Origin of the sequence: Mesonia maritima (assembly GCF_042433895.1) — a bacterium.
Taxonomy (GTDB): Bacteria; Bacteroidota; Bacteroidia; order Flavobacteriales; family Flavobacteriaceae; genus Mesonia; species Mesonia maritima.
Genome location: NZ_JBHLUA010000004.1, coordinates 79,236 through 97,145, shown reverse-complemented (window position 1 = coordinate 97,145; position 17,910 = coordinate 79,236). Strand labels below are relative to the sequence as shown.

The window sequence follows — 17,910 nt, the reverse complement described above, 5'->3', positions numbered from 1 at the left end:
CTACGCCATTCGTTCTTTAAAAAGGAATTTTCCGAAATCGATTACGCGCTCGAACGGTGTGTTGTCGAAAACATCAAAAATGGTGTTGACCGACTTTTCGATGGCGACATCGGTTTTCTCAAATTCAGCTGAATTATCGTCCATCCAAAATTTGATTAAAAACATGGTTTGAATCCACGCGCCTTCAGAGAAAACGGTTTCATTTTTTTGAAGAATTTTTAATTGCTTTTCTTCATTATCTTCCTGCAATAATTCTTTGGTGAAATTTTTAATATCTTTTCGAAGACCTTTTAATTGCGCTAAATTTTTTAGCTGATCGCGATTTTCTTGCAAAGTGAATAAAACGTAACTTCTATTTGCGGTTAGCATTTCAAAAAAAGTAAAGAAAAACGTAAGCATTTTTTCACGACTTGTAAAGCTTTCGGTTTCCGGCGCTTTTTGCATTAACTCGACACTTTTTTGGTAAAACTGATGCCAAATTTCTTGACGCAACCCTTCAAAACTTCCGAAGAAATTATAGAATTGATCTTCCGTCATTTTATTGGCTTTCGCGAATTTATAAACCGATTTTGGGGTTTGTTCATTTTCCAACACATAATCCATATAAAGTGAAATCACTTTTTCTTTGGTTATTTTATTGGACGGTTTTTTTGTTATTTTTTTAGTCTGCTTTTCCATAATCATTCAATCTTTTATCAAAAATACAATTTTGTTTAATTTTAAATTAAAAACATTAAACAAAAGTTTGTTAAATTATTTATACTCAATTAATAGCAATGATTATACCTTACTAAAAAAATTCAGAAATTGTTATTATGCCAGTTTGTCATTTATATCGGAATGGTACTTTTTTTGACTTCTACTGAGTAATTAAAATTTTAAAAATTAAATTCAACACATATGGCAACAGGAAAAATTAATGTTTCGGTAGAAAACATTTTCCCTTTAATAAAGAAGTTTCTTTACAGTGATCATGAAATTTTCTTACGAGAATTAATTTCGAACGCGACCGATGCGACTTTAAAATTGAAGCATTTAGCAAATATTGGTGAAACCAGCGTAGAATATGGTAAACCGGTAATTGAAGTTAAGATTGATGAGAAAAACGGAACGCTTCATATTATTGATGAAGGAATTGGAATGACGAAAGAAGAAGTTGAAAAATACATCAACGAAGTAGCGTTTTCCGGTGCTGAAGAATTTTTAGAAAAATATAAAGATTCAGCTAAAGACAGCGGAATTATCGGTCATTTCGGACTTGGTTTTTATTCAGCTTTTATGGTCGCCAATAAAGTTGAAATTATCACCAAATCTTTTAAAGACGAACCTGCCGCACATTGGGTTTGCGAAGGAACCACAGAATTTACGCTAAAAGATGCCGACAAAGAAACGCGCGGAACAGAAGTAATTCTTCATATTAATAAAGATGATAAAGAGTTTTTAAAAGAAAACCGCATTAGCGAATTATTAACGAAGTACAATAAATTTATGCCGGTTCCTATAAAATTTGGAACCAAAGAAAAGGAACTTCCAAAAGCTGAAGATGCGCCGGAAGATGAAGAAGCTAAAAAAGTTACGGTAGATAATATCATTAATAATCCGGAGCCGGCTTGGACCAAACAACCAACCGATTTAGAAGAGCAAGATTACAAAAGCTTCTATAGAGAATTGTACCCAATGCAATTTGAAGAGCCGCTTTTTCATATTCATTTAAATGTAGATTATCCGTTTAACTTAACCGGAATTTTATATTTCCCGAAGTTGAGTAACGATATGACGATGCAACGCGATAAAATTCAGTTGTATCAAAACCAGGTTTTTGTAACCGATAACGTAGAAGGAATTGTTCCTGAATTTTTAACGATGTTAAAAGGAGTTATCGATTCGCCAGATATTCCGTTAAACGTTTCGCGTTCGTATTTACAAGCCGATGGCGCGGTTAAGAAAATTTCGAGCTACATTACCAGAAAAGTTGCCGATAAACTGAAATCTTTATTCAATAACAATCGGGAAGATTTTGAACAAAAATGGGATGATATTAAAGTGGTAATTGAATACGGAATGCTAACCGAAGATAAATTCTTCGACAAAGCACAAAAATTCAGCCTCTATCCTACGGTAGATAAAAAATACTTCACTTTTGAAGAATTCAAAGAAAAAATAAAAGACAACCAAACCGATAAAGACGATAAATTAGTTGTGCTTTACGCTTCTAATAAAGATGAGCAACACAGTTATATTGAAGCAGCTAAAGATAAAGGTTACGAAGTTCTTTTATTAGATTCGCCAATCGTTCCGCATCTTATTCAGAAATTAGAATCGTCTAACGAAAATGTATCGTTTGTTCGTGTAGACAGTGATCACGTAGATAATTTAATTAAAAAAGACGAGGACAAAACTTCTAAACTTTCTGAAGAGGAACAAGAAAAATTAAAAACCGATTTTGAAAAAGTTGTTCCAAAAGAAAAATACACCGTTCAATTAGAAGCGATGGATAGTTCTGCGGCGCCACTTATTATTACGCAGCCGGAATTTATGCGCAGAATGAAAGAAATGCAGCAAACCGGTGGCGGAATGATGGGAATGGGAAATATGCCAGAAATGTACAATTTGGTTGTAAATACCAATAACGATTTAATTTCTGAAATATTAAAAACCGAAAACGCAGAAGAGCAAGAACGTAAAATTAAACAATCGTTAGATTTAGCACGATTATCACAAAATTTACTAAAAGGTGAAGAACTTACCAATTTTGTAAAACGTAGTTTTGAGATGATTAAGTAATTATAAATCATTATTTCATATCAAAAACCGCCTTTATTTATAAGGCGGTTTTTTTATTTTATATATCTTCGCTAGAAATCCCAATCTTCTTAAAATGAAAAAAATCTACATTTTATTTTTATGTATTTCAATAGCTCTAAGTAGTTGCCAAAATGAGCCTAAAAAAGTAAAAAGCGATAAAGACGCATTAAATTTTGCTGAAAATATAGAGCAAACGTATAATAATAAAAGTTTCACCAAGGAAGAAGCGATTTCATTTCATATTGATTTAAATTTCGGCGGAAATGAACGTTTAAATGCTACCATTACGCAATTAACGAATTCGGGTAAAATTAAAATCGAAAAAGATAACGGAACTACGCTTATTTACGATGGAAATAAAGTCTACCTTTATCCCAAAGAAGTAAATTATCCAGATGCCCGTTTCGATATGTTTACGTGGTCGTATTTTTTTATGCTTCCCCACAAATTAACCGACCCGGGAACCGTTTGGAAAACTAAAAAAGAACGCAAATTAGAAGGAGAAAATTACAATTCAGCAACCTTAAGTTTTCAAGAAAATATAGGTGACGCGCCAGACGATTGGTATATTGTATATTCCGATAAAAACACCAATTTACTAAAAGCCGCAGCGTATATCGTTACCTTCGGAAAAGATGTAAATCAAGCGGAAGAAAATCCGCACGCAATTGTTTACAATAATTACATTACGGTAAAAGATATTCCAATTTCAACCTATTGGAAATTTTATAATTGGAGCGAAGAAAAAGGTATTTACGGAAAACCAATTGGCGAAGCTTTACTAAAAGATATTAAGTTTAAAGAAATTACTGAAAACGAATTTTTTGTTCCAAAATCTGCCATAGAAATCGAACCTTAATTTCTTTATTAAACGTACTTTGTTGCTTGTAAAGAAAAATTATCCTTTTATCTTTGTTTTTTAAATTTATCGCATGATCAAAATTACATTGCCAGATGGCAGTATTAAAGAGTTTGAAAACGGAACAACCGTTTTAGAAGTAGCGCAAAGCATTAGTCAAGGCTTAGCCAGAAATGTTATTTCAGCAGATTTCAATGGAAAAACCGTAGAAACCAAAACGCCGTTAAAAACTGACGGATCTTTGGTACTTTATACGTGGAATGATGACGAAGGTAAAAAAGCATTTTGGCATAGTTCTGCCCATGTTTTAGCACAAGCGCTTCAAGAATTGTATCCAGGAATAAAACTCACGATTGGTCCGGCTATTGAAAATGGTTTTTATTATGATGTAGATTTTGGCGAACACAAAATTTCTGAAAATGATTTCAAGAAAATTGAAGATAAAATGCTTGAAATTTCACGCCAAAAACATGAGTTTGAAATACGAGAAGTTTCAAAAGCTGATGCGCTAAATTTCTATAAAAAAGAAAGTAATCCTTACAAAGTAGAACTTATTGAAAATCTGCAAGACGGCGATATCACATTTTGCGATCATGCTAATTTTACAGATTTATGTCGCGGCGGTCACATTCCAAATACCGGAATTATTAAAGCCGTAAAATTAATGAGTGTTGCCGGCGCATATTGGCGTGGTGATGAACACAACCCACAACTTACAAGGGTTTATGGTATTTCATTTCCGAAGCAAAAAGAATTAAAAGAATATTTAGAACTTTTAGAAGAAGCAAAAAAACGCGATCACAGAAAATTAGGTAAAGAATTGCAACTTTTTACCTTTTCTCAAAAAGTAGGTCAAGGTTTACCGCTTTGGCTTCCTAAAGGTGCGGCGTTACGCGAACGTTTAGAAAATTTCCTGAAAAAAGCGCAACAAAAAGCCGGTTATGAGCAAGTGGTTTCACCGCATATCGGTCAAAAAGAATTATATGTAACTTCGGGTCATTATGCAAAATATGGCGAAGACAGTTTTCAGCCTATAAAAACGCCGAATGAAGATGAAGAATTTTTATTAAAACCAATGAACTGTCCGCATCACTGCGAAATTTATAATGCAAATTCTTGGAGTTACCGCGATTTACCAAAACGTTTTGCTGAATTTGGTACTGTTTATCGTTATGAGCAAAGCGGAGAATTACACGGCTTAACCCGAGTTCGAGGTTTTACCCAAGACGATGCGCATATTTTCTGTACACCCGATCAATTAGATGATGAGTTTAAAAAAGTAATCGATTTAGTATTATACGTTTTTGGTTCCTTAGGCTTTGAAAATTTCACAGCGCAAGTTTCCTTAAGAGATCCTGAAAACAAAGAAAAATATATCGGCTCCGATGAAAATTGGGAAAAAGCTGAAAATGCAATTATCAACGCTGCAAAAGAAAAGAACTTAAATTATGTAATTGAAACCGGTGAAGCTGCCTTCTACGGACCTAAATTAGACTTTATGGTTAAAGATGCTTTAGGAAGAAGTTGGCAGTTAGGAACCATTCAAGTAGATTACAATTTACCGGAACGTTTCGATTTAACCTATAAAGGAAATGATAATGAAATGCACCGACCGGTAATGATTCATCGCGCGCCATTTGGCAGTATGGAACGTTTTGTGGCGATTTTATTAGAGCATACTGGTGGAAATTTCCCACTTTGGCTAATGCCCGAGCAAGCTATAATTCTGTCTTTGAGTGAGAAATATGAAAAATACACTAAAAAAGTTTTAAGTTTGCTAGAAAATAACGAAATTCGCGGCTTGTCGGATAACCGTAGTGAGACTATGGGTAAAAAAATTCGAGAAGCAGAAGTCAACAAAATACCATATATGTTAATTGTTGGCGAAAAAGAAGAAAAAGACGGCACAGTTTCTGTACGTAAACATGGTGGCGAAGACCTTGGCGCAATGAGCGTTGAAGAATTTGCCAATATTTTAAATTCAGAAATTAACCAGAGTTTAAAAACATTTGAAGTTTAATTTAAAATTATATAGTCATAGCAATACGTAGAAAAAAATCCAAGAATACATTTAGACAGAAAAAGGAAGATCCGCACAGAATAAATGATAAAATTCGTGTAGATGAAGTCAGATTGGTAGGTGATAATGTAGAAATGGGTGTTTACCCAACCAAGAAGGCTTTAGCCATTGCTGAAGAAATGGGGTTAGATTTGGTAGAAATTTCTCCAAATGCTAAGCCGCCTGTTGTAAAGGCAATGGACTATAAAAAGTTTCTTTACGAACAGAAGAAACGAGAAAAAGCCATGAAAGCGAAAGCTTCTAAGGTAGTGGTAAAAGAAATTCGTTTTGGTCCCAACACAGATGACCACGATTACGAGTTTAAAAAAAACCACGCAGAAAAATTCTTAGAAGAAGGCGCAAAATTAAAAGCATACGTTTTCTTTAAAGGTCGTTCTATTGTATTTAAAGATAAAGGCGAAATTTTATTATTACGTCTGGCAACCGATTTAGAAGAAGTTGGTAAAGTAGAGCAAATGCCTAAACTAGAAGGAAAACGGATGACTATGTTTATGGCTCCAAAAAAATCGAAATAAACGAGAGTAATTCTCGCAAAATAATAAGTTGAGATAACTAAAAACAAGGATCGAAATGCCTAAAATGAAAACAAAATCTAGTGCCAAAAAACGTTTTAAGTTAACAGGTACTGGTAAAATCAAAAGAAAGCACGCGTTTAAAAGCCACATCTTAACAAAGAAGTCGAAAAAACGTAAGCTTGCATTGACTCATGATACTTTAGTTCATAAGTCTGATGAAGATAACATTAAACTACAATTACGTTTAAAGTAAAAAGTTTAATAGGTTTAAATTTTATTTAATAACCATGGAGTTGGGCTCATAAAAGTGGTTTTATAAACCCGCCTACTACAAAAAACAATTAATTATGCCAAGATCAGTAAATTCAGTTGCTTCAAGAGCTAGAAGAAAAAAAGTAATGAAGCAAGCAAAAGGTTACTTCGGACGTCGTAAAAACGTTTGGACAGTAGCTAAAAATGCGGTTGAAAAAGCAATGTTGTACTCTTATAGAGACCGCAAAACCAAAAAAAGAAATTTCCGCAGCTTATGGATTACGCGTATTAACGCCGCTGCCCGTTTAAACGGAATGTCTTATTCTCAATTTATGGGGAAAGCAAAAGCTAATGATATTCAGTTAAACCGTAAAGTTTTAGCTGATTTAGCAATGAATCACCCAGAAGCTTTTAAAGCAATTGTAGATAAAGTAAAATAAATTACAACACCAGTTGTCTCATCTTATAAAAAAAACCTTCTCAAATTGAGAAGGTTTTTTTATTTTTAAACTATATGAATAAATTACATTTCATTTTCGCCTTTTTTTATTTCACTATTTCCTTAACTGCGCAAATAGAGTTTCAGGAAATGGATTTGCAAAAATTTTATAAAGTAGGAGAAAACAAAGAAATTTTCATGCCATTGGGAAAAATTTCTTTTGCCGATTCAATAATCTCTTTTAAAGAAGGTTCTCCAAAAGCTTTAGAAGAATTTTCCAATCCTAAAAATGCATTAGGTGAAAGTGACTATGTTCGTTATTTAGACCCGAGCTATGTTTCTATTGGCTGCGGCGGCGAATTAATCGTTCAATTTACAGACAACGGATTTATTGATATTGAAGGTTCAGATTTATATTTCTTTGAAATTGGTCCTTCAGTAGAAGCTTTTGAAGTTGAAATTTCTGAAGACGGAAAAACGTGGTATCCTGTTGGCGATACGCACGGCGGTTCTTCTTATGTAGATATTTCTTCCGCTGAAAAAAATATCGATTACAAAAGAATTTACTACTACGTAAAAATTAAAGATTTACGATTTTTCTGTCGAGGACCAACTCCAGGAGCTGATATTGATGCGATAGCTACCATTGCCGGCGTTTTAAAAATAGACTTACAAGCAAATTTATTATTTGATACTGATAAGTTTACACTCAAAGAAAGTGCAAAAATAGCGTTAGATAGTTTAAAATCTGGGTTAAAACCTATTCCGAAAGCAGAAATTATTATAGAAGGTCATACCGACGCTGACGGAAGTTCAGCTTACAATATCACTTTATCAAAAAACAGAGCGGAAAGTGTTAAAACGTATTTAGAAGAAATTTTAGCTGAAGTTGGAGATTACACCTTTGAGACCAAATTTTATGGTGAAGAAAAACCGAAAAGCACCAACCAAACTGCCAAGGGAAAACAAGAAAATAGACGCGTAGAAATTGTCGTCATTCCAGATGAAGAATTCTACAAACCGCCTAAAAAAAAGAAACCAAAACCTTAGGTTTTCTGTTTTTTCTTTCGAGCAGCCGGAAATAAAACATTATTTAAAATAAGTCGGTAACCAGGAGAATTTGGATGAAGCGATAATTCGGTTTTAGGATCACCAACCATATGTTGGTAATCTTCAGGATCGTGACCGCCATAAAATGTAAAAAAACCTTTTCCTTTTATTCCGTGGATATAACGCGCTTCGCCATTGCTCTTGTTTTTTCCCATCACTAAAACCGTCGGCTTTATTTCATTAGGATCGTAAGAAGTAGTTTGTCCCATAAAACCTTTTACCAAACTTGTGTGGTTTTGGCAAAGCATTGTAGGAATTGGATCCCATTTCGCTGAATAATCCATTAAACTGAAATAATCTACTTCTTTCGGAATTTTCCGTTTGGCAGTCATATCTATAGAAGAAAATTCGTATTTCATCGGGCTACGCTCCAACACAAAATCAGTAAATGCAAAAGTATTGTTGTAATTTATTTTACTTTGGTAACCCGGTTCACTTGGATCGCCATCAAACATTGGTTCACAAATATCTACGTTTTCTGCAGCCAATGCAATATCGAAACTGTCGGTTGCGCTACACATGGCAAACATAAAACCACCGCCAACTACATAATCTCTAATTTTTTCAGCTACAGCTAATTTTTCTTCAGAAACTTTGTCGTAACCCAATTCTGTAGCCAATTTTTCAGCATTTTCTTTTTCTTCAATATACCAAGGTGTCGCACGATATCTGGCATAAAATTTACCATATTGCCCTGTAAAATCTTCGTGATGCAAATGTAGCCAGTCGTATAACAACAATTTATCTTCTAAAACTTCACGATCGTAAATTGTTTCATAAGGAATTTCTGCATAAGTCAACACCATGGTAACGGCATCATCCCAAGGTGCTTTTCCATCGGGAGTATAAACTGCAATTTTTGGAGCTTTCTCTAAAATCACCGCTTCCATATTTTGCGATGGACTATCGATTAATTCTAAAATTGAAGAAGTTTTATCTTCACTCACTACTTCAAAAGAAACTCCTCTAATCTTGCATTCTTGCCGCAATTCTTCGGTATCGGGAAGTAAAAATGAACCGCCTCTATAATTTAGCAGCCATTTTACTTTTTGTTGTTTTTTTAAAACCCAATAGGTAATTCCGTAGGCTTTTAAATGATCTTTTTGCGATTCTGCATCCATCGGAATTAACACATAGGAGGCAAATGAATAAATCGGAAATAAAATGAGTAGTAAAAATAAAATTATCTTCTTCATAGTTGAAAGATAAACAAATTTTATTCCATAGATTTTAAAATAAATCAGAATTTAGAATGGAACGTCGTCATCACCAGAATTATCGTTCATCGAACTTCCAAAAGCCTCATCTGCTGAAGGAAGATTTGATGGATTGAAGTTATCGCTATCTTTATCATCTTCATCATTTAATTTAGAATGGAACTCAAATGGAGAATCGAAGGTTTCTAAATTATCGAATTTACCTAAATGACCGATGAATTTTAAACGTATATTTTCTAAGCCACCATTTCTGTGTTTTGCTACAATAAATTCTGCTTGACCTTCTGTTGGCGATCGTTCCTCATCATCCCATTCATCAATTTTATAATATTCTGGTCGGTAAATAAACGAAACAATATCGGCATCTTGCTCAATTGCTCCAGATTCACGAAGGTCAGACAACAAAGGTCGTTTGCTTCCGCCTCGCGTTTCCACCGCACGAGAAAGTTGTGATAGTGCAATTACGGGAACATTTAATTCTTTAGCGAGCGCTTTTAAATTTCGAGAAATTGTAGAAATCTCTTGCTCACGATTTCCTCCTTTTTGCGTTCCTCCAGCGGTCATTAATTGTAAATAATCAATTACAATTAATTTAATACCATGTTGAGAAGCTAAACGTCTCGCTTTTGCACGGAGATCGAAAATGGAAAGTGACGGTGTATCATCTATAAATAAAGGCGCTTTTTCTAATCCTTTCACTTTTACATTAAGCTGTTCCCATTCGTGGGTTTCCAAATTTCCTGTCCTTAATTTTTCAGAAGAAAGTCCGGTTTCAGAAGAAATTAGACGTGTAATTAACTGAACCGAAGACATTTCTAAGGAGAAAAATGCTACCGGGATATTTTGACCAACGGAAATGTTTCGCGCCATCGAAAGGGTTAACGCAGTTTTCCCCATACCCGGTCTTGCGGCAACAATAACTAAGTCACTAGGTTGCCAGCCTGAGGTTAATTTATCTAATCTATCGAAACCAGACGGAATTCCGCTTAAACCTTCTTTATTAGAAATTTCCTCAATTCTTTTTTTCGCTTGAATTACTAAACTTTGCGCTGTTTCTGAAGAACGTTTAATATTTCCTTGGGTAACTTCGTAAAGTTTCGATTCTGCAGTATCTAATAAATCGAATACATCGGTACTTTCTTCGTAAGCGTCTTCAATTATTTCATTGGAAATTTTAATTAAACTTCGCTGAATATATTTTTGAAGAATAATACGTGCGTGAAATTCAATATGCGCCGAAGAGGATACTTTTTGCGTGAGTTGAATAAGGTAATAATCACCACCACAAGCTTCTAACTTTTCATCTTTCTTTAATTGACTCGAAACGGTTAATAAGTCAACCGGCTCGCTATTTTCGAACAGCGAATAAACCGCGTGATAAATGTGTTGGTGCGCTTCTTTATAAAAAACTTCAGGATGTAAAATATCGATAACCTCATCAACTCCTTTTTTATCGATCATCATCGCCCCCAACACAACTTCCTCTAAATCAACTGCCTGAGGAGGTAATTTTCCTTTTTCAAGATTAATTACATTTCCACCACCAAATTTATATTGCTGTGCTGTTTTTATTTTTTCCATATCACGAATGTAAATAAATTGTTAACGTAAAAGCCTCATTTTTACGTTAAGATAGTTCACCGTTCATTAACAATCGAACTGTTGATAACTTCATTTTATTGTTGATAAGCATAAAAAAACCGAAGTTAAAAACTTCGGGATTTTTACATGGTATGATTCTAAAGGTTCTAACTTTTAAAAACCCCCATATTTAAATATTTTTCCATTCGAGTTTCCACTAAATCTTTTGGTGATAAGTTTTTAAGCTCTTGAAAAGATTCTGAAATCACCTTAGAAAGTGTTTTATACATTTCTTCTCTATTACTATGCGCTCCACCTAATGGTTCTTTTATAATCGAGTCGATAACTTTTAAACGTTTCGCATCTTTTGCAGTAAGTTTTAGTGCCTCTGCAGCTTGTTCTTTATGATCCCAACTACGCCATAGAATGGAAGAACAGTTTTCTGGAGAAATTACAGAATACCAAGAGTTTTCTAACATCATCACCTTATCTCCTACTCCAATTCCTAAAGCTCCGCCACTTGCTCCTTCACCAATCACCACTACAATAATCGGAACTTTTAAACGCGTCATTTCTAAAATATTTCGTGCAATAGCCTCACCTTGGCCACGTTCTTCTGCTTCTAAACCAGGATACGCTCCAGGCGTATCGATAAAAGTTAAGACAGGCAAATTAAATTTTTCAGCAGATTTCATTAAGCGCAATGCTTTACGATAACCTTCTGGACTTGCCATCCCGAAATTTCTATACTGTCTGGTTTTGGTATTGTATCCTTTCTGTTGCCCCACAATCATAAAACTCTGTCCGTCGATTTTTCCTAAACCGCCAACCATTGCTTTATCGTCTGCCACATTTCTATCGCCATGAAGTTCTAAAAAAGAATTTCCGCAAAGTGCTTTTATATAATCTAACGTATAAGGTCTATTGGGATGTCTCGATAATTGAACACGTTGCCAAGCCGTTAAATTTTTATATATTTCTTTCTTGGTCTCTTTTAATTTCTTTTCAATTTGTTTGCACGTATCTGAAACATCTACTGCGCTATCTTCTCCAATTTTACAGGCTTTTGTATATTGCTCCTGTAGGTCTTTTATTGGTAATTCAAAATCTAAATATTCCATAACTTGGCTATAGCTTTTGTTTTTATAGCTTACAAATATATAAAACTTCTAGTGTTGTTTTCTTTGTTGCGGAGTAATTTTGAAAAATATTTTCAGTGAAAAACTCACTGGTTTTTACCTTCTTGCTCTACGAAGTAAAATAACAGCTAAGACCCCAAATACTATATTGGGAAACCAAACGGCAATTAAAGGTGAAAAAGTTGATTGCTCTGCAATTGTTCCAAAAACTTTATCAAAAAAGACAAATATAAAGGCGATTGAAATTCCCACAGCAAGATTTACGCCCATTCCTCCTCTTCTTTTCATAGCTGAAACGGAAACCGCAATTATGGTAAGAATATAAGCTGAAACCGGTAAACTTAAACGCTTATAAGCTACTACTTGATAGCGATTAATATTTGCTGAACCGCGCCGTTTTTCTTGCTCAATAAAATCATTTAATTCTGAATAATTTAAAGTTTCGGCTATGTAAGAAACCGGTGTTAAAGCATCAAACTCAAATGGAAGAACGGTATCTAACTTTGTTTCCGAAAGTAAAACATCTTTGCGTTCTCCTACAATTCTTTTTTCATATCGAATTAAAGTATACGTACTATCTTCAGCATCAAACTCTAACCGATCGGCTTTTAGCTTAAATTTTAATTCATTTCCTTCAAAATGTTCTAAAGTGAAATTATTAGCGGTATGCGCTTGGGGTCGGAAGTTTGTCGCATAAATATATTCATTATCATTTATCTGTCGATAAACATCTTTTGTTTCCTGAATATCTTCTCCTTTTTTAAGGTATTTATATTTAAACTCGTTGTAACCTTTATTGGCTTCTGGCGCTAAATACATACTCATTACCAACGCGGCAATACAAATAATGGTCGCACCAATAATATAAGGACGTAAAAACCGATTGAATGAAACACCTGAACTTAGAAATGCAATAATTTCTGTATTATTTGCCAATTTTGAAGTAAACCAAATAACTGACAAAAACAGAAAAAGTGGAAATAAAAGATTGGCAAAATATACTGTAAAATCGATGTAATAGTAGACAACTTCTATAAATGGAACATCATTGGCAAAGATCTTATCAATCTTTTCGGCGAGGTTTACCGTAATTCCAATGGGAATAAAAAGTAAAAGCAACATCGAAAATGTTCCTAAATAGCGTTTTAGTATGTACCAATCGAGTATTTTCAACTTATAAACGTTTATCCATTTGTTTTACCATTTTATCTTTCCACGTCCTAAAATCACCTGCTATTATGTGTTTTCTGGCTTCGCGAACTAACCAAAGATAAAAACCTAGATTATGAATGGTAGCAATTTGCCTGCCAAGCATTTCATTTACGGTAAATAAATGTCGAACATAGGCTTTGGAATATTCAGTATCTACCCACGTAATTCCCATTTCATCAATCGGAGAAAAATCATCTTCCCATTTTTTGTTCTTAATATTGATTGTTCCGTGTGCTGTGAATAGCATTCCATTTCTTCCGTTTCGAGTTGGCATTACGCAATCGAACATATCTACACCAAGCGCAATATTTTCTAATAGATTTATTGGAGTTCCAACGCCCATTAAATAACGAGGTTTATCTTCCGGCAAAATATTGGTTACCACTTCGGTCATTGCGTACATTTCTTCAGCAGGCTCTCCTACTGAAAGTCCGCCAATTGCATTTCCTTCAGCTCCTGCATTTGCAATATATTCCGCAGATTGTTGGCGTAAATCTTTATAGGTACTTCCTTGAACTATTGGAAAAAGCGTTTGCTCATATCCATAAAGTGGAGGTGTTTTTTCGAAATGATTAACGCAACGGTCTAACCACCGATGTGTCATATGCATTGATCTTTTTGCATATTTATAATCGCAAGGATAGGGTGTACATTCGTCAAAAGCCATAATAATATCGGCTCCGATTTTCCGCTGAACTTCCATCACATTTTCAGGCGTAAAAAAGTGATAAGAACCGTCGATATGCGATTTAAACTTTACGCCTTCTTCTTTAATTTTTCGATTTGCTGAAAGCGAATAAACCTGATAACCACCGCTATCGGTAAGAATATTTCGATCCCAATTCATGAATTTATGTAATCCTCCAGCTTTTTGCAAAATATCGGTTTGCGGTCGTAAATAAAGATGATAGGTGTTTCCTAGAATAATATCTGGATTAATTTCATCTTTTAATTCTCGCTGATGAACTCCTTTTACGGTAGCCACCGTACCAACTGGCATAAAAATTGGCGTTTGTATAGTTCCGTGATCTGTAGTAATTGTAGCTGCTCTTGCTTTACTTTGCGAATCTCTAGCGTGAAGCTTAAATTTCATAGGTTAATTTAAAAGTTGCAAAGATAGGAATATACAGGGTTAAAAAAATATGTTTCGAAATATAATATCAAAACCTGTTATCACCATCCAATAAATTGCCTAAGCTACCTAAAATACTTCCTTCGCCTTTATCTTTTCCGCCGCCTTGTGGAGCAGCTGCAAAAACGCGACTCGCTAATCGGCTAAAAGGAAGTGATTGTATAAAAACAGTTCCCGGACCGGTTAAAGTTGCAAAGAACATTCCTTCGCCACCGAAAAGTGTATTTTTTATTCCGCCTACAAAATTAATATTATAATCTATGGTTGAATCGAAACCTATAATACATCCTGTATCTACACGCAATTGCTCGCCGGGAGCTAATTCTTTTACCGCGGTTGTTCCTCCTGCGTGGACAAAAGCCATTCCGTCGCCTTCTAATTTTTGCATGATGAAACCTTCACCACCAAAGAAACCTCTACCTAATCGTTTTGAAAATTCTACTCCTACAGAAACGCCTTTCGCCGCGCATAAAAACGCATCTTTCTGACAAATAAATTTTCCGTTGAATTCACTTAAATCAATTGGAATAATTTTTCCAGGATAGGGTGAAGCAAAACTTACCCGTTTTTTTCCGGGAATAGTGTTGTAAAAAACCGTCATAAAAAGGCTTTCTCCGGTTAGTAGTCTTTTTCCAGCGCCTAGAATTTTTCCAAAGAAACCATTATTTTTGGAAGAGCCGTCGCCAAAGATCGTTTCCATTTTTATACCTTGATCCATCATCATAAAAGATCCGGCTTCAGCAACAACACCTTCGTTGGGATCTAATTCAATCTCTACGTATTGCATTTCTTCCCCAAAAATTTTGTAATCTATTTCGTGTGCATTCATATATTTCATAGTTTTTTATTAAAAATAAACTCGCAAAAATGGCATAAACGGACTTGCGTAAATACTTTTATCGTCATCGTATAAAACATCATAACGCACGCCAATTGTTACAGGTCCGGTATTGTAACCTGCACCTAAAAATAATGCCGGATACCAATAATTTTCGTCTATTGTTTCGCTATTTATTTCATAACTCCGGTTTACGCTTAATTCTTCAAATTCAGCAGATAATTGTATTTCTCTAAGTGGTCTAAAAAATCCTAAAAGACTTCCACCGTAAACAATAGAAGTATCATCATAGATATTTGCGTAGGTAAAATTTAAACCAACACCGGTAGCGAAATAGGAATTTACTTGATAAACCGCACTTGGTGAAATAGAACCGCTGAAGAAATTATTCCCGAAGCTAAGACCTATTCCGCCGCCATAACTTACGCGATCCCAAAACGAATCGGTTTTTGAAGTTAGATTGAATTGAGCCATTGATGAAAAACCAATAAACAAGAATAGTACGGGTAAAAATGTAAAGAATATTTTTTTCATATTATTTTTATCTAGCTCAAAATTTCAGTCCTAAAAATAAGTGTTATTTAAAGTATATTGAAATATTTTTAAGCAAATCATAAGAATTAAGTTCAGAAAAAGTTGAAAATTATTTTAATCTTTGATTATGAAAATCTTGATTATAGAAGATGAACCCGGAATTAAATCCTTTTTACAACAAGGTTTGCAAGAAGAAGGTTTTGATTGTCTTATTGCTGAAACCGGAACAATTGGACTACAACTTGCGCAAAATGAAAATCCAGATTTAATTTTACTGGATTGGATGTTACCTGAATTAAACGGATTGGAATTGTGTAAAAAGTTCCGAAAGGAAAATTCTTCAACCCCAATTATTTTTCTCACCGCAAAAGATACGGTTGAAGAAACCATTGCCGGTTTACAAAATGGCGCAAACGATTTTATTAAAAAACCATTTCATTTTCAAGAATTGCTAGAACGCATAAATGTTCAGTTACGTAGTAAACAAGCTAATATCATTAGTTTAGGAAAAATTAAAATTAATGAGCAATCGCGGGAAGTTTTTAAGGACGAAAAATTAATTCAGCTTACCGTTAAAGAATTTGATTTGCTACTATTTTTATTGAAAAATAAAAACAAAGTTTGCGAACGAAAAGAAATTTTAAAAGCCGTTTGGGATATCAATTTCGAATATGATTCTGGCGTGATCGATGTTTACATTAATGCTTTACGAAAAAAAATGGCGTTTACAAAAGAAGAAAATTATATTCAAACTATTAGAGGTGTCGGTTATATGGCAAAAATTTAATGAAAATAAGTTTTAAAAATAGAATCGCTTTATATTATTTACTGGCAACCGCGAGTATTGTAGCAATCGCTTTTTTCATTTTATTTTTCGGTGTAAAAAAAGTAGTTTATGAAAATTTAGATGAAGATTTAACTTTCGAGGCAAATAAACATTTAGCTGAAATTGCCATCAATAAACGTCCGTTAAAATTTGCTTACAAAGAAGAATGGGAAGAACGCGAACATCAAGAAGTAGAAGTAAATCCGGTTTTTGTACAAATTATTAATTTAGAAGGAAAAGTTACCGATAAATCGCCAAACTTGAAAAATGACTTCCTCCCCTATTTTCAGGATAAATCATCTTTTCAACATTTTAATACACAATTAGATCAGAAACGTATTCGGCAAGTTCAAATTCCGGTGATGAATAATGAAAAAAAAGTAGGTTACATTATAACAGCAATGTCTTTTGAATCTTCTTTTATGGTTCTTCAAAAGCTAAAAAATACGTTGTTATTAAGCTTCCCGCTGATTTTAATTGCCTTATTTTTTGTTTGCCGCTACATAGCAGGAAAAAGCATTCAACCCATTACTCATATTACAAAAACCACTCAAAATATTAATAAGCATAATTTAAGTGAACGCGTAAAATTACCTGAAAATAAAGATGAATTATTTGAACTTTCAACCTCAATAAACGAATTATTAAAACGAATTGAAAAAACCTTAGAACGCGAAAAACAATTTACCTCAGACGCTTCACACGAATTAAGAACGCCACTTTCCAGCTTACGCGGAACCCTAGAAGTACTCGTTAGAAAACCCCGAAAGCAAGAAGAATACGAACAAAAAATTAAGTACGCCTTAACCGAAATCGATAGAATGACGGCTATTATAAATCAATTATTATTTTTAGCGCGTTTCAATTATCAGCAAAAAGAAGAACAAACCGATATTACCTATATTTTACAACAATTACTTAGTCGTTACCAAACTGAAATAAACAAAAAAGAACTTAGCATAAAATTTACACCACCTGTAAAAATCACCAAATTAGTTCCTTCACATTATACCGATTTAATTCTCGAAAATATTTTATCGAATGCTATAAAATATTCCAATCCACAAGGAAAAATTCTTATAAACCTTACCGAAAAAAACCAGCAATTAATTTGTACCATTACAGATGAAGGAATCGGAATTGCTAAAGAAGATGTAACCAAAATTTTCGATCCGTTTTTTAGATCTGAAGCCTTAAATCACAAACATATTTCGGGCAGCGGTTTAGGTTTATCTATCGCAAAAAAAGCCGCGGAAATTATTGATGCGAAAATAAATTTAGAAAGCAATCACCCATCGGGAAGCACCTTCACAATTGAATTTTAAGCGAATCTTAAGGAAGAAAAGACCAAACTCCTAAAAATTAAAAGTA

General features: G+C 34.0%; 17 protein-coding genes. 9 read left to right on the top strand and 8 right to left on the bottom strand.

The window, feature by feature from the left end; all coding sequences use genetic code 11:
- Positions 1-678, bottom strand: a complete 678-nt coding sequence (locus ACFFGL_RS02725; RefSeq protein WP_309728937.1) for a TetR/AcrR family transcriptional regulator — start codon at positions 676-678, stop codon at positions 1-3.
- Between the two features lie 222 nt (positions 679-900).
- Here ACFFGL_RS02725 and htpG point away from each other — a divergent pair, with 222 nt between their 5' ends.
- The 7 genes from htpG to ACFFGL_RS02690 all read left to right on the top strand — a co-directional run bounded on the left by htpG (position 901) and on the right by ACFFGL_RS02690 (position 8,000).
- The gene (htpG, locus tag ACFFGL_RS02720; RefSeq protein ID WP_309728939.1) at positions 901-2,784 is read left to right on the top strand and encodes a molecular chaperone HtpG; all 1,884 of its coding nucleotides are present in this window, start codon (positions 901-903) and stop codon (positions 2,782-2,784) included.
- A 94-nt stretch (positions 2,785-2,878) separates the two neighbouring features.
- Positions 2,879-3,664 carry a DUF6503 family protein gene (locus ACFFGL_RS02715; protein WP_309728941.1) on the top strand — a complete coding sequence of 262 codons (786 nt, stop codon included), beginning with the start codon at positions 2,879-2,881 and terminating at the stop codon, positions 3,662-3,664.
- Between the two features lie 73 nt (positions 3,665-3,737).
- On the top strand, positions 3,738-5,684 hold the full coding sequence (gene thrS, locus ACFFGL_RS02710; protein ID WP_309728943.1) for a threonine--tRNA ligase: 1,947 nt from the start codon (positions 3,738-3,740) through the stop codon (positions 5,682-5,684).
- A 23-nt stretch (positions 5,685-5,707) separates the two neighbouring features.
- A complete protein-coding gene (gene infC, locus ACFFGL_RS02705) occupies positions 5,708-6,259 on the top strand; it encodes a translation initiation factor IF-3 (RefSeq protein WP_309729115.1) in 552 nt (183 codons plus the stop codon).
- Between the two features lie 55 nt (positions 6,260-6,314).
- Complete coding sequence (rpmI, locus tag ACFFGL_RS02700; protein WP_055412294.1) at positions 6,315-6,512, top strand: 50S ribosomal protein L35; 198 nt, start codon at positions 6,315-6,317, stop codon at positions 6,510-6,512.
- 94 nt (positions 6,513-6,606) lie between these two features.
- On the top strand, positions 6,607-6,951 hold the full coding sequence (rplT, locus tag ACFFGL_RS02695; protein WP_309728948.1) for a 50S ribosomal protein L20: 345 nt from the start codon (positions 6,607-6,609) through the stop codon (positions 6,949-6,951).
- 74 nt (positions 6,952-7,025) lie between these two features.
- A complete protein-coding gene (locus ACFFGL_RS02690; RefSeq protein ID WP_309728950.1) occupies positions 7,026-8,000 on the top strand; it encodes an OmpA family protein in 975 nt (324 codons plus the stop codon).
- Here the strand turns inward: ACFFGL_RS02690 and ACFFGL_RS02685 are convergent.
- The 7 genes from ACFFGL_RS02685 to ACFFGL_RS02655 form a co-directional block, all read right to left on the bottom strand.
- Positions 7,997-9,256 (bottom strand): asparagine synthetase B, encoded by a 1,260-nt coding sequence (locus tag ACFFGL_RS02685; RefSeq protein WP_309728952.1) that lies wholly within the window; start codon positions 9,254-9,256, stop codon positions 7,997-7,999. The two genes, ACFFGL_RS02690 and ACFFGL_RS02685, sit on opposite strands and share 4 nt — an antisense overlap.
- A 51-nt stretch (positions 9,257-9,307) precedes the next feature.
- Positions 9,308-10,858, bottom strand: a complete 1,551-nt coding sequence (dnaB, locus tag ACFFGL_RS02680) for a replicative DNA helicase (protein WP_309728954.1) — start codon at positions 10,856-10,858, stop codon at positions 9,308-9,310.
- Between the two features lie 167 nt (positions 10,859-11,025).
- Positions 11,026-11,979 (bottom strand): acetyl-CoA carboxylase carboxyltransferase subunit alpha, encoded by a 954-nt coding sequence (locus ACFFGL_RS02675; protein ID WP_309728956.1) that lies wholly within the window; start codon positions 11,977-11,979, stop codon positions 11,026-11,028.
- 114 nt (positions 11,980-12,093) lie between these two features.
- Complete coding sequence (locus ACFFGL_RS02670; protein WP_309728957.1) at positions 12,094-13,170, bottom strand: LptF/LptG family permease; 1,077 nt, start codon at positions 13,168-13,170, stop codon at positions 12,094-12,096.
- 1 nt (position 13,171) lies between these two features.
- Positions 13,172-14,302, bottom strand: coding sequence for a tRNA guanosine(34) transglycosylase Tgt (tgt, locus tag ACFFGL_RS02665; RefSeq protein ID WP_309728959.1), 1,131 nt, complete (start codon positions 14,300-14,302; stop codon positions 13,172-13,174).
- A gap of 67 nt (positions 14,303-14,369) precedes the next feature.
- The gene (locus ACFFGL_RS02660) at positions 14,370-15,170 is read right to left on the bottom strand and encodes a TIGR00266 family protein (RefSeq protein WP_309728961.1); all 801 of its coding nucleotides are present in this window, start codon (positions 15,168-15,170) and stop codon (positions 14,370-14,372) included.
- 18 nt (positions 15,171-15,188) lie between these two features.
- Positions 15,189-15,713, bottom strand: coding sequence for an alpha-ketoglutarate decarboxylase (locus tag ACFFGL_RS02655; RefSeq protein WP_309728963.1), 525 nt, complete (start codon positions 15,711-15,713; stop codon positions 15,189-15,191).
- A 127-nt stretch (positions 15,714-15,840) separates the two neighbouring features.
- Here ACFFGL_RS02655 and ACFFGL_RS02650 point away from each other — a divergent pair, with 127 nt between their 5' ends.
- Together ACFFGL_RS02650 and ACFFGL_RS02645 are read left to right on the top strand one after the other, a co-directional pair.
- Positions 15,841-16,500 carry a response regulator transcription factor gene (locus tag ACFFGL_RS02650; RefSeq protein WP_309728965.1) on the top strand — a complete coding sequence of 220 codons (660 nt, stop codon included), beginning with the start codon at positions 15,841-15,843 and terminating at the stop codon, positions 16,498-16,500.
- On the top strand, positions 16,500-17,864 hold the full coding sequence (locus tag ACFFGL_RS02645) for a sensor histidine kinase (protein WP_309728967.1): 1,365 nt from the start codon (positions 16,500-16,502) through the stop codon (positions 17,862-17,864). The genes ACFFGL_RS02650 and ACFFGL_RS02645 overlap by 1 nt, the downstream gene beginning before the upstream one ends.
- Positions 17,865-17,910: the final 46 nt, after the last annotated feature.

Bases quoted from the DNA above. Each gene is read 5' to 3' on its own strand.
- ACFFGL_RS02725 (WP_309728937.1), bottom strand. From the start codon at position 678: ATGGAAAAGCAGACTAAAAAAATAACAAAAAAACCGTCCAATAAAATA.
- htpG (WP_309728939.1), top strand. From the start codon at position 901: ATGGCAACAGGAAAAATTAATGTTTCGGTAGAAAACATTTTCCCTTTA.
- ACFFGL_RS02715 (WP_309728941.1), top strand. From the start codon at position 2,879: ATGAAAAAAATCTACATTTTATTTTTATGTATTTCAATAGCTCTAAGT.
- thrS (WP_309728943.1), top strand. From the start codon at position 3,738: ATGATCAAAATTACATTGCCAGATGGCAGTATTAAAGAGTTTGAAAAC.
- rpmI (WP_055412294.1), top strand. From the start codon at position 6,315: ATGCCTAAAATGAAAACAAAATCTAGTGCCAAAAAACGTTTTAAGTTA.
- rplT (WP_309728948.1), top strand. From the start codon at position 6,607: ATGCCAAGATCAGTAAATTCAGTTGCTTCAAGAGCTAGAAGAAAAAAA.
- ACFFGL_RS02690 (WP_309728950.1), top strand. From the start codon at position 7,026: ATGAATAAATTACATTTCATTTTCGCCTTTTTTTATTTCACTATTTCC.
- ACFFGL_RS02685 (WP_309728952.1), bottom strand. From the start codon at position 9,256: ATGAAGAAGATAATTTTATTTTTACTACTCATTTTATTTCCGATTTAT.
- dnaB (WP_309728954.1), bottom strand. From the start codon at position 10,858: ATGGAAAAAATAAAAACAGCACAGCAATATAAATTTGGTGGTGGAAAT.
- ACFFGL_RS02675 (WP_309728956.1), bottom strand. From the start codon at position 11,979: ATGGAATATTTAGATTTTGAATTACCAATAAAAGACCTACAGGAGCAA.
- tgt (WP_309728959.1), bottom strand. From the start codon at position 14,302: ATGAAATTTAAGCTTCACGCTAGAGATTCGCAAAGTAAAGCAAGAGCA.
- ACFFGL_RS02660 (WP_309728961.1), bottom strand. From the start codon at position 15,170: ATGAATGCACACGAAATAGATTACAAAATTTTTGGGGAAGAAATGCAA.
- ACFFGL_RS02655 (WP_309728963.1), bottom strand. From the start codon at position 15,713: ATGAAAAAAATATTCTTTACATTTTTACCCGTACTATTCTTGTTTATT.
- ACFFGL_RS02650 (WP_309728965.1), top strand. From the start codon at position 15,841: ATGAAAATCTTGATTATAGAAGATGAACCCGGAATTAAATCCTTTTTA.
- ACFFGL_RS02645 (WP_309728967.1), top strand. From the start codon at position 16,500: ATGAAAATAAGTTTTAAAAATAGAATCGCTTTATATTATTTACTGGCA.